Source organism: Salinarchaeum chitinilyticum (assembly GCF_055390775.1).
The window spans coordinates 1,428,786-1,440,509 of sequence record NZ_AP043888.1 but is presented as its reverse complement, the minus strand read 5'-3'; the positions used below and the strand labels follow the sequence as shown (position 1 = coordinate 1,440,509).

The following is an 11,724-nucleotide window of genomic DNA, read 5'->3' as shown; positions in this document are numbered from 1 at the left end:
GCGAAAGCGAGGCCATCGGTGTCCGTGACCGACGGCGACGACTGGGAGAGCGTCCGGCTCGAAGTGATCCATGGGGAGGCTCGGTCCGTGCTCGAGTCCCAGAACGAGACGATGGCCGACATCGACGACAAGGCGATGAAGAGCGTCCGGTTCAACGCGATATTGATCGGTCTTCTGCTAACCGCACAGCGGATCACAGGATCTGACGTCTTCAACCAGACGCTCCTCCACGCATCACTGGGATCGCTGGTCGTGTCGGCCGTCGTTGGGATCGTCACGTACGGTGAATCCAACCTCTACGTAGGACCCGGAGGGACGTACTTCGAGCAGGCACTCGAGGCGTCGGCGGCCGAGCGTGGATGGGACAGCGACCTCATCGAGGGATACGCCGGGATGATCTTCGAGAACGAGGAGACGATCGCCTGGAACTTCTGGCTCCTAACGGTAACACAAGCGACACTGGTAACGGGCGTCGCAACTGCAGTCCTCGCCACAGCTATTTAGGCGACCACGCACTATCTCGATTCATGAGCGAAGAGGCACGCGAGAAGGCCAAGCGGTGGGGCCTGAAGAGCGGGAAGGGGCGCCAGCTCCTCTCTCGGCTCCTCGGCCGGCTCGACGACGAGCCAGAGGAGCCGTCCGAGTCCGAGCACTAGTCGCTCGCGATTTATTTTTCCAGCTAGTGCCGGTCGCCGATGGCTACGCGGCCTCCAGCACCGCCACCGCCTCCTCCAGAAGCGTCTCCGCCCGCTCACGATCCCGCGCTTCCGCGTACGCCCGCACGAGTGGCTCCGTGCCGCTCTCCCGGACCAGCACCCAGGCGTCGCCGTAGTCGACGCGGTAGCCGTCCGTGGTGTCGAGCCGGCCGTCCTGGCCCTCCGCCCACGTCGTCGCCGCGGCGAGCATCCGGTCGCGCTCCTCGTCGCCCTCGTACTCGAGGTTCGCCTGCACGAACTGGTAGTCGTCGTAGGGCGCGACGATCTCGCTGGCAGGCCGCTCGACGACGAGTTCGAGGAAGCGCGCCGCGCCGTAGGCGCCGTCGCGGGCGAGCCGGTAGGGCGGGAAGAAGACGCCGCCGTTGCCCTCGCCAGCGATGGGCACCGAGCGGCCAGCCTCGCGGAGCGCCCGGACGCGACTCGAGAGGAAGGTCGCGCCGATCGGCGTCAGTTCGAGACTGGCGCCAGCGGCCTCGACGGCGTCGACGACGCGCTGGGAGACGTTCACCGCCGAGACCATGGCGTCGTCGGGCCCGAGCTCCGCCGAGGCGAGGGCCGCCAGCGACGCGTCGGCGTCGATGGGATTGCCGCGCTCGTCCACGAACACCGCGCGATCCGCGTCGCCATCGTGGGCGATGCCGAGGTCAGCGTCGGTGGCACGGACGAGCCGCGAGAGATCCCCCAGCTCCTCTGGGACCGGCTCCGGCGCTCGCCCGGGGAAGCAGCCGTCGTGTTGGGCGTGGACCGTCACGACCTCACAGCCAAGCTCCCGGAAGATCGCCGGGCTCGTCTCGCAGCCAGCGCCGTTGCCGGGGTCGATCGCGACGGTCAGGTCCGCCGCGGCGATCCGCTCGCGATCGACCGCGTCCACGACCGCCTCGACGTACCGGTTCGCGGCGTCGTCGGTCCGTCGCGACGCGCCGACGGCCTCCCAGCCGACCGGCTCGAACGTCTCCTCGATCAGCGTCCGCTCGACGGCCTCCAGCGTCTCGACGGTCAGCCCGCCGCCGTCCGCGGCGACGAGCTTCAGCCCGTTGAACGCCGGCGGGTTGTGCGAGGCCGTGACCAGCACGGTCGGCACCCCCTCGCGCTCGGCGTGGGCCTGCGCCGCCGGCGTCGGCACCACGCCGAGGCGCTCGACGTCGCAGCCGACGCTGGCGAGGCCAGCCGCGACCGCGTCCGCCAGCATCTCCCCGGAGAGTCGAGTGTCGCGTGCGATCGCGACGGTGTCGGCGTCCCAGACCGTGCCCGCGGCCTGGGCGACCTGCGTTGCGAATCCCGGATCCATCCCCTGGTTGACGACACCGCGTACGCCGCTGGATCCGAAGACGTCCATACGCGAGGGGTTCACCTCCGTGGGGAAAGCGGTTGCGACGAGAGACGGGGCGTGATACGCGAAGTAAGAATGAGCGGGCACGATGGGATTCGAACCCACGACCGTCCGGTTAGAAGCCGGACGCTCTGTCCGAACTGAGCTACGTGCCCTGGACGTGCGTTATCCGACCCGCTCAAAATGTGTTCCGCTCGAACCTTGTCAGAAGTCGAGCTGGTGAGGCCAGAACTCAGGAGACAGCGGACCCCACGGAAGCCCCCTCCCGCTCGCCGCACCTAACTCGCTGCGCTCCTCGCTCCCTTCGGTCGCTACGGTGCTTGCTTCGTTACGCGCGGCGAGCGGTCGGCCCCTTCCGGAGTCCCACCCGTTGTGGTTTGGGTCGGTCGTAGCTCGGTGGATCGTCCACCTGCTGTAGCGCGATGGACGATCCCCCCAGCTAAGCGGTGGCCGAACCCCACCGGGCTTCGCTCCTCCAAATTCGGCACCGGGTGGGACTGGAAGGGGCCGACCGCTCGGCGATCGTACCGACGTAAGGACCGCAAGGAGCGCAGCGACTGAGGACCGCAGCGAGGTAGGATCGTCGAGCGGGAGGGGGCTTCCAGGTAGTTCGTCGCAGGCAAGTCCGCGGAAGCGGTCGCTACGCTCCCAAATCCGTTAACAACAGAAAACCACGAAATACAGCCGCTCTACCGCTCCTCAATCGGCGTCCACTCGGCGTCGTCCGGGCCGATGTACCGACCACGCGGGCGGATCAGCCGATTGTCTTCCTGATACTCGAGCACGTGCCCGACCCAGCCACCGACGCGGCTCATCGCGAAGATGGGCGTGTACATGTCGACGGGAATCCCGAGCTGGTAGTACACCGTCCCGGAGTAGAAGTCGACGTTGGGGGCGATGCCCTTCTCGACGAGCCCCTGCTCCTCGGTGAGGTACTGCTCGATCGTGGTGGTGTAGTCGTACCACTTCTCGTCGCCGTTGGCCTCGGCGAGCTCCGCACAGCGCTCCTGGAGGATCTTCGCGCGGGGGTCCTTGACGTTGTAGACGCGGTGGCCGAAGCCGGGGATGCGCCGGCCCTCGTCGACGGCGTTTTTCACCCACGCCAGTGGGTCGCGGTCGCTCTCGTCGACCTCGATGAGGACCTCCATGACGTCCTGGTTGGCGCCGCCGTGGAGCGGGCCGGAGAGCGCGCCGATGCCGCCGGTGACGGCGGAGTAGACGTCGGCCATCGTCGAGGCGATCACCATCGCGGTGAACGTCGAGGCGTTGAGGCCGTGGTCGGCGTGGAGGATGAGCGCCTGGTCGATCGTCTCGGCGGCCACCTCGTCGGGCTCCTCGCCGGTCAGCATGTAGAGGAAGTTCGCGGCGAGGCCGAGGTCGGGATGGGGATCGACGGGTGACTCCTCGAGCCGGTAGCGTTCGAACGCCGCGAGGATCGTCGGGATCTTCGCGGTGATGCGGCGGCTCTTGCGGAGCGTGGCGTCGAGATCCTCCGGATCGGCGTCGTCCTCGGGCTCGCTCGCGGAGAGCGCGGAGACGGCGGTCCGCAGCGCGGCCATGGGCTCCTCGTCGGCGGCCGCCTGCCGGCGGACGATTTCGAGGACGTCGTCGTCGATCTCGCGTTCCTCCTTGATGGAGCCCGCGAACGACTCGAGCTCCTCGCTCGTCGGGAGCTCGCCGTGCCAGAGCAGGTACAGCACTTCCTCGTACGTCGCCTCCCGTGCGAGCGTCTCGATCTCGTAGCCCCGGTAGATCAGCCGCCCGGCGTCGCCGTCGATCGAGCTGAGCCCGGACTCGGCGACGAGCACGCCTTCGAGCCCTTTCTGCACGTCCTCGAGCATATGCCACCGATACCCGGTGGTTCCTGAAAAGGGTTGCCAATCCCGGCACGAACTGCACGTTCGTCGCCATTGTTCCCCGTTTCTGGCGGACGAACGGTCACCACTCTCTCCGATTCGTGGCGATCTCGGCTACCGAACGCCCTCGCCGCGACGAGACGTTGCCGATCGTCCAGTTCCGGCGGACGGCGGCCTCGCGGTGTTACTCCCGGGCTGGCTCCGCGTCGGCGTCCGCATCGATCTCGGTCGTCTCCCTGTGCTCGGCCGCTGCCCAGCAGCCCTGCCCCGCGATTACCCAGCCGAGTCCGGCGGGCACCAGTGCGACCGCGAGCCCGATGGCCACCGCGGAGGCGTCGATCGACGTCAGCCAGTCCCAGCCGCCGAGCGCGACGAGCCAGGCGACCCCGAGCGTCGAGCAGAGCCCCCCGACCGCGAGCGATCGGCTCCGCCAGCGCGGCAGGCGCCCCGACCGCGCCCCGATCGCGGCGAACGGAACGACCGCAGCCGTGGCGAGGACCGCACCGATCAGGAACGGCGTCACCGCCGCGTCGCCGTCGGTGGTCGTCATCGGCGCGGCGTCGCCGGTCGCGTTCGCAGCGGCGATCAGCAGGCCGATCAGGACGACCCAGTAGGCGGCCCGCTCGACGCGGCGCAGCCGATCGTCGAGCGCAGCCCCCGCAGACGTGATCGCTGCGTGGAGCCCGATCGTCCCAAGCAGGAGCGCGAGGCTCGCGAGGCTCGTCAGGTTCCGCAAGAAGATCACGTCGAGCCGTCCGCCGTCCACCAGCGCGGCGGCCACCGGTGCGAGGAGCCACCCTCCCCCGCCGAGCATCGCGAGCACGCCACCGCGGCGGAGCCACGCCGCCCCGTCGAGCACCGGCTCGAGGAAGGTCTTGATGCTCAGCGCCGCGGTGATCACCGCGGCCGTCGTCGCCGCCAGCACGAACGCGAGCCCGAGGTAGTAGCCGCGTGCGCCCGCGATCGACGCGTCGAACACCGGGTAGCGTGGGACGTAGAGGATCGCCGCGAGGCCCACCCCGACGGCGAGGCCGACGCGAGCGTGCCGCGTGACCCGGAGCGCCCCGAGGAGCGTCTCGTGCTCGCCCTCGGCGGCTCCGGCGGTTCCGTCGTCGCCGCTCACGTCGTCCGCGTCGCGGTCGGTCCGGCCCCCGGCGTCGGTTCCGCTCACTGGGGGGAGCTTTCGGTGGCACGCCCAAAGCGCCGTCGGAACCGAACGCACCGGCGGCCGTCGCCCCCGCCGATCTGGGGGTGCCGATCGGCAGATCGCTGGCGGCGGTCGATGGCCGCGTCGCCGATCGGGGCGATCCGGTTCAGTCGTCGATCATCGCCGCGCCCTCCTCGGGCTCCAGCGTCCCGTCCGCGACCGCCTGGAACACGTCGAGGACGTCCGGCGCCGGCTCGTCGTCGGTCGTCGGGCCGTGGGCGAGCAGATCGTCCATGGTCTCGCCGTCCTCGATGGCGGTCTCCTTCTTCACGCGTCGGTTCGCGCTGTCGGTGGCGTAGAGGTCCGCCGGGTGGAAGAAGTACCACTCTTCGCGGTCGAAACGCGCGGCCACGCGCGGGCGAGCGCCGAAGTTCTGTGCGAAGAAGATCAGCGCCTCGATCTCCTCGCCGGTGAGGTAGATCGGATCGCCCGCGCTGGATTTCGCCTCGATCGCGTAGAACGCCTCCCCGTCGCCGGCCAGCACGTCCGGGAGCTCCCGCTCCGTGGCGGAGCCCGACGCCGGCGCCCGCATGACGGCGAACCCGGCGGCGTCGAGCTCGTTGACGAGCTCACGCTCCCGGCGGTCGCCCTTCGCGTTTGACATGCCAGCAGGTCGCCGCCCTACGGGCATAAACCCGTGGTCAGCGCGGTGGAAGTGATGCAGGGGCGACGTCGGGAGAGCCGCCACCTCGGAGTCCGGGCGCGGGGCGGCGGCGCTACTCGTGCCTGGAAACGATCGTCCGATGGCTGCGAGATCGGCTAGCTGCGAGATCGCGTTTCGACGTTTTCGTCGCGGCCGCGTTACGCGATGTACCCCTCTTCCCGCAACGTCTCGGCCTGCGCCTTTTCGTAGCGCCAGGAGATGTCCGCCTTCTCGTCCTGCCAGTCCCAGGGCTCCACGAGCACGACGTCGTCCTCGCGGATCCAGATCCGCTTTTGCATCTTCCCCGGGATCCGTGCCGTCCGCTCGACGCCGTCCGCACACCGCACCCGCACCCGATTCGCACCCAGCATCTCGAGGACCTCCGCGAACACCTCGTCGTCGTCGGGCATTCGCACGTCCTCGACGCTGGCGGGGCCGTCCTCGTCGCTCATGGGGGTGCTTTCGCAGGCGGGCGATTTAACTCTTGATTCTACGACTGGGATTTTGTAGCGGTTCTATCGCCGAGATTCCGCGGGTCCGCTGGGCGTCGATTCACGGCTCGTTCCACCTGGCGACGGATCCACCCGCTCTCTAGAACCACCGGAAGACTGCCTGTCGCAGCCGGACGGTCAGCGGTCGTCCACCGGAACTCGGCCGCACCCGGATGTCGTCGGTCCCGAGCAACGCGACGCCCGCAAGCACGACCAGCCCGCCGATCACCAGATCGACGAGCACCAGCGCCAGCACCGGATGCACGTCGTGGGCCGCCTCGATCGCGCCCGGCGGGAGCACGAGCAAGTAGCGGTGCTCGGCGACGTGCCGGTAGTGGACGCCCGTTTCTTCGGGCGCCTGGATCCTCGCGGTCGCAGTCTCCGTCGAGCGCCCGCCGACGGTTACGCGGTCGGGTCGGACCCCGACGCCGTCGGAGCGGGGCTCCATCACGGCGACGGTCGGCACGAATCCCGCGTTGTTCACGTCGTACTCGACGGTCGCGGTCTCGCCGGGCTCGACGGAGAGCGGATCGTCGGACGGCTCCTCGGTGCTCTCGATGCCGAACTCCTGCACGCCGCCGGGAACGACCATCGCGGCCGTCGCGAGCAGGACGACGACGATCGCCACGAGGCCGACGGCCGACCACAGCTTGATCACGTTCTCGCGGTCCGTCCGCCGGTCTGTGATCCTCGCCCCTCGCCCGCCGCCTGCCGCGGCGAGCGCGACCAGCGCCAGTCCGGCACCGACGAGCAGGAAGCCGAAGCCGCGGGGACTCGTCGCCGCACCGAGCCCGAACGTGTCGGCGAGCGTCGTCCGAACGCCACCGGCGATCGAGCCGATCCCCTCGACGATCGTTCCGAGGAACGGAATCGTCACGACGGTCCCACCGGCCTGGAGCGCCTCGGCCTTGACCTGCTCGTCGGTGACGATCGGCTCGGGCCCGTCCTGATCGGTGAACGGGTTGTTGTCCCCTTTCGTGACGTAGCCGTCCTCGCGGACCTCGACGACGCGATGGGTCGTCAGTCCGCCGCCGTCGAGCTCGCGTGCCTCGTAGACGATGACGTCGCCCTCCTCGATATCACCCGCGAGCGGCTGCGGGATCGAGACGAAGGCGTCGCCCTCGTCGATCGTCGGCTCCATGCTGTCGGAGCTGACGTACCCCAGGAGGATCGGCGTCCCCAGCAGGTGCCCGACGACCAGGCAGAGGACGATCACCACGAGGACGACGGAGGCGATCCTCCCGGCCCACTCGCGAGCCGTCACGGCTGGATCCCCCGTCCTCGCGCCCCCACGCGACGCATTGGAGACAGCGTACGGGGGATTTGCTGTTATACCTGTTGGGCGAGCGACGCAAGGAAGTGGTGCGAATCGGTCGCACGCGAGCTGTGTGGCGATCACGCTGATCGAGCACAGCGAGCGAGTGAGAACGAACGGGAGCGAACCGGGCGACCGCTCCTACCGTGCGGTCTCGTGGAGCTCCGCGAGCAACGCCGCGAGCTCACCGGTGACCAGTTCGTAGATCGCCTCGCCCGTCTCCTCGCTCCCGACCTCGGGCTCGCCGATCGCGCCGCTGTCGGTGTACGCGTCGAACGACCGGTAGGAGCTCACGGGGCCACCTTGCAGGAGGTCGGCGCTGGAGCGGTCGTAGGCTGGCTCGAGCGGCGTCGCCGGCTGGTCGTCGCCGACGAGTTCGGGATGGAGATGCGCCATGAGCGAGGTTTCGAACTCGCCGCCGTGGGCCATCCCACCCGGGTCGCTCTCGCGGACGCCCTCGAGCAGCCCTGCGGCGAGCTGGAAGTAGGTCACGCCGACGACCTCCGCGTCGGGGTTCGCGACGCCGATCTCGCTCACCGCGCCCTCGATGAGCGCCGCGTTGCCGCCGTGGCCGTTGACCAGCAGGATCGCGTCGAACCCGCTGCCTGCAGCCCCGTCGTCCCCGGCGTCCGCGCCGGCAGCGGCTCCGCCGGCCGACGCACCATCCAGCGCGCTCTCGGCAACGTCCTCGAGCACGCCCAGCAGCCGCTCGAACCCGATCGTGAGCGTGCCGCCAAAGGGCAGGTGGTGTGGCGAGTACCCCGTCCAGACGACTGGCGCGACGAGCGCCGGGACGCCGCCGTCCCGATCGCGATCGGCGTCCGCGGCTCCAGTCGCCGTCTCGCCGTCCGCCGCTCCACTCGCTCGCTCGACGCCGCCGTGCGCGACGGCGTCCGCGAGCAGGCTATCCGTCGCGACGGGCAGGTGCTCGCCGTGTTGCTCGACGCTCCCGACGGGAACGACGAGGACCGATCCCGGCTCCTCGGCGACGGCCCGGATCGCGGGCGCCGGATTCGCCGCCAGGCTGGTCGCTGGATCGAGTTGCATAGCGGGGAACGGACGCTCTGGGGCAAAGACCTGCCGACGTGGACGGAGCCCCGCTACGAGAGGCGGTGGAACCGATCAGGTAGCGAAGCCAGGACGGACCCAGAAAGAATCGTCTCGAAAACGAACCGCGTCGCAGTCGGTTACTCGCTACCGACGTCGTCCTTGATCTCGACGGCCAGCGCGTCGCCGATGCCCTCGACCTGCGCGAGCTCGGCCTGGGTCGCCGCGCGGAGGTCGGCCACGGTCTCGTAGCCGGCCGCGCGGAGCGCGTCGGCCTTCGTCTCGCCGACGCCAGCGACGTCGGTGAGCGCGCCCGCTGCGTCCGCGGCAGCGTCGTCAGCGGCACCGTCGCCGTCCGCGGACTCCTCGTCGAGCCCGTCGACGACGTCGCTGCCCTCGGGGCCGCCGAACTCGAAGACGTCCTCATCCTCCGCCGCGTTGGCGTCGGAGTCGTCGGCGTCCGCGTCGTCGCCCGGTTCGTCACCTTCCTCGGGTTCGGCTGCCGGTGCGGCGGCAGGTTCGTCGACGCCACCTTCGGGCTCGGCCGCGGCGTCGGCACCGAACTCGTCGGCCTCGACGCCGGGCTGGAAGGCGTCGATGTCCTCCTCGACGTCCTCGATGTCCTCGTCGGTGCCGTCGTCGAGCCCGTCGCCCTCGGGGAGGTCACCCTCGAGCTGCTCGCCGTCGAGCATTCGGGTCTCGTCTGTCTCCGCGTCCGCGTCGGTGTCGAAGCGGTCGAGCGCCTCCGAGAGGCGAGCCGCCTGCTCGGAGAGGTCGCTCGCGGAGTTCGACACTTCCGTCAGCGCCGTGGTCTGCTCCTCGGCGGCTGCGGCCACGGACTCGGACTCCGCGGTCGTTTCCTCGCTGATCGTCGCGGCCTCGTCGACCATCGCGACGACCTCCTGGGTGGAGGCTGCCTGCTCCTCGGTCGCGGCGGAGATTTCCTGCACGCCGGTGTTCGTCTCGGCGGCGTACTCGGCAATCTCCTCCAGCGCCTCGACGGCGTTGGCGACCTGTTCGCTCGCCTCGTCGACGTCCGCGCTGGTCTGCTCGACCTCCTCGGCGGAGCGCCGGGTCTGCTCCCGGATGCCCTCGAGGCGGTCTTCGATCTCCTCGGCCGCGTCCTTCGCGTCCTGGGAGAGCTCCTTGACCTCCTGGGCCACCACGCCGAAGCCGCCGTCGCCCTCGCCGCTGGTGGACCGGGACGCCTCGATGTTCGCGTTGAGCGCGAGCATGTTCGTCTGGTCGGAGATCTCCTGAATCCGCTCGATCAGCTCGTCGATCTGGCCGACCTCCTGTTCGAGCTGGCCGATCTCGTCGACCGCCCGGCTCGACTCGTCTTCGATCTCGCGCATGCTCGCGATCGCGGCCTGTGCCGCGTCGCGACCTTCCTTCCCCGTCTCGGCGGTCCGCTCGGCGATGTCGGCGACCTCGTTGGAGGAGGCTGCGATCTCCTCGGTCGTCGTCGAGAGGTCGGACATCTCCTGGTTGACGGACTGCAGCGAGTCGTTCTGGCGTTCCGCACCGGCGGAAATCTCCTGGACGGAGTCGCTGATCTGCTCGCTGGCGGAGCGGACCTCCTCGCTGGAGGCGGTCACCTGCTCGGAGGCCGTCGCGACCTCCGCGGCGAAGGCGTTGAGCTCCTCGACCGTGCCCTCGATCTCCGCGAGCATCTCGTTGAACTCCTCGGCGATGTCCTCCATCGCCTCGTTCTCCGTCGATGCGTCCATGCGAGCGGTGAGGTTGCCCTCGGCAGCCCGCTGCATCACGTCGCTGTAGGAGTCCGCGGTCGCCTCCAGTTCCTCGTTGATGCGCTGGATGCGCTCGCGCTCTGCTTCGGCTTCTTCGCGTGCGGACTGGGCCTCCTGGATCTGCTCCCGGAGGGACAGGCGCATGCTGTCGAACGCCTGGTAGAGCTGGCCGATCTCGTCCTTGCGTCCGGACTCGAGGTCGACGTCGAGGTCGCCCTCCTCCATCGACTGGGCCTTCGACCGGAGCCGGCGGAGCGGCGTGACGGTCTGGCGACCGAGCACGACGCCCATGATACCGAGCGCCAGGAACGCGACGGCGACGATCAGCAGGACGTTCTGGCCGACGGTGTCGCGGACCGCGTAGGCGTCGCTCTTGGGAACGGTGGTCATCGCGACCCAGTTGTCGGCGTTCCCGGCGCCGTCGACCGGCGCGTACGCACGGAGCGCGTCACCGCCGCTGGTGAACTGCACCGTCCCGTCGTCGAGTGCGGTCTGGATCGCTTCGAGTCGGTTGCCGTCCTCGATCGACCCCTCCGCGGTTCCTCCGCGGGTGAGCACGTAGTTCCCCTCGCCGTCGACGATGTCGCTCGTCTGGGCGCTGTCACCTGCGCCGCCAGCGCCGCTCTGCTGGAGCTGCTCGACGCGCGTTCCCAGCGAGGCGTCCATCACGACGACGCGACTGGAGTTGGTCGGCGTCCGGGCGGCGAATCCGATCACCTGAGTGCCCGGGACGGAGCTGGACTCGTAGCTCGTCTGGGAGGTCCAGAGGGAACCGCCGCTGGTCTCGCTCTCGAGATCGGCGGAGCCCCACGGGTCCTCGACGCTCTCGATGGGCTGCCCTTCGATGTCGGGCGCCGTCGAGAACATCACCTCGCCAGTAGATAGATCGAGGACGTGTATCGCAGCGTACCCTTGCAAATTCGGCTGGTAAGCCGGTATCCGGGACGCGTCACCGTTCGGGACGGTCTCGAGGTTCGCGACCGAGCGCGTCTGGTAGCCCATCGCGCTGGTCCACTCGTCGAGCGAGTCCGCCTGCATCGACGCGCTCGTTTCGAGGTTCTCCTGCGTGCTGTCCTCGATAGTCGTGTTAACCTGTGCGTACCCCACGTACCCCACGATCCCGATCGCCAGCAGGACGAAGAGAATCGAGACGACGAACTTCGCCGTGTATCGACGCTGGATGAACGACGGGACGAGAAGCGAGGAGAGTTTCGGTGCCATGATTGCTCACGACCCTCCGGGAATTGGCATGTAGTAGGGAACGCTTTCGCCCGATATTAAAGGTGTTGGCTTGCTGAGTGCTGCCCGATCGTTTCTGCTCGAGTCGGTAGCACACCCCGCGCTCGCGTCCCCGCTAGCGATGTTGCA

General features: G+C 69.2%; 10 protein-coding genes and 1 tRNA gene. 2 read left to right on the top strand and 9 right to left on the bottom strand.

What is annotated here, in order from left to right; all coding sequences use genetic code 11:
• The first annotated feature begins 24 nt into the window (after nucleotides 1-24).
• Nucleotides 25-504: a hypothetical protein gene (locus ACZ5KP_RS07040; protein ID WP_460923129.1), complete on the top strand. Its 480-nt coding sequence runs from the start codon at nucleotides 25-27 to the stop codon at nucleotides 502-504.
• Between the two features lie 23 nt (nucleotides 505-527).
• Nucleotides 528-656 carry a hypothetical protein gene (locus ACZ5KP_RS07035; RefSeq protein ID WP_460923131.1) on the top strand — a complete coding sequence of 43 codons (129 nt, stop codon included), beginning with the start codon at nucleotides 528-530 and terminating at the stop codon, nucleotides 654-656.
• 43 nt (nucleotides 657-699) lie between these two features.
• Here ACZ5KP_RS07035 and glmM read toward each other — a convergent pair whose 3' ends face one another.
• From glmM to ACZ5KP_RS06990, 9 genes are all read right to left on the bottom strand, one after another.
• Entirely contained in the window at nucleotides 700-2,052 is a 1,353-nt protein-coding gene (gene glmM, locus ACZ5KP_RS07030; RefSeq protein WP_460923133.1) for a phosphoglucosamine mutase, read from the bottom strand.
• Nucleotides 2,053-2,126: 74 nt separating this feature from the next.
• Nucleotides 2,127-2,201: transfer RNA gene (locus tag ACZ5KP_RS07025), tRNA-Arg, on the bottom strand.
• Nucleotides 2,202-2,735: 534 nt separating this feature from the next.
• Nucleotides 2,736-3,887, bottom strand: a complete 1,152-nt coding sequence (gene citZ / locus ACZ5KP_RS07020) for a citrate synthase (RefSeq protein ID WP_460923135.1) — start codon at nucleotides 3,885-3,887, stop codon at nucleotides 2,736-2,738.
• Nucleotides 3,888-4,086: 199 nt separating this feature from the next.
• Nucleotides 4,087-5,073, bottom strand: coding sequence for a DUF7536 family protein (locus tag ACZ5KP_RS07015; protein WP_460923137.1), 987 nt, complete (start codon nucleotides 5,071-5,073; stop codon nucleotides 4,087-4,089).
• Nucleotides 5,074-5,215: 142 nt separating this feature from the next.
• Entirely contained in the window at nucleotides 5,216-5,713 is a 498-nt protein-coding gene (gene hjc / locus ACZ5KP_RS07010) for a Holliday junction resolvase Hjc (RefSeq protein ID WP_460923139.1), read from the bottom strand.
• Nucleotides 5,714-5,910: 197 nt separating this feature from the next.
• Nucleotides 5,911-6,204 carry a translation initiation factor eIF-1A gene (gene eif1A, locus ACZ5KP_RS07005; protein ID WP_259370403.1) on the bottom strand — a complete coding sequence of 98 codons (294 nt, stop codon included), beginning with the start codon at nucleotides 6,202-6,204 and terminating at the stop codon, nucleotides 5,911-5,913.
• A 139-nt stretch (nucleotides 6,205-6,343) separates the two neighbouring features.
• Complete coding sequence (locus tag ACZ5KP_RS07000) at nucleotides 6,344-7,507, bottom strand: signal peptidase I (RefSeq protein WP_460923141.1); 1,164 nt, start codon at nucleotides 7,505-7,507, stop codon at nucleotides 6,344-6,346.
• A gap of 192 nt (nucleotides 7,508-7,699) precedes the next feature.
• On the bottom strand, nucleotides 7,700-8,605 hold the full coding sequence (locus ACZ5KP_RS06995) for a creatininase family protein (RefSeq protein ID WP_460923143.1): 906 nt from the start codon (nucleotides 8,603-8,605) through the stop codon (nucleotides 7,700-7,702).
• Between the two features lie 140 nt (nucleotides 8,606-8,745).
• The gene (locus tag ACZ5KP_RS06990; RefSeq protein WP_460923145.1) at nucleotides 8,746-11,577 is read right to left on the bottom strand and encodes a methyl-accepting chemotaxis protein; all 2,832 of its coding nucleotides are present in this window, start codon (nucleotides 11,575-11,577) and stop codon (nucleotides 8,746-8,748) included.
• Nucleotides 11,578-11,724 lie beyond the last annotated feature (147 nt).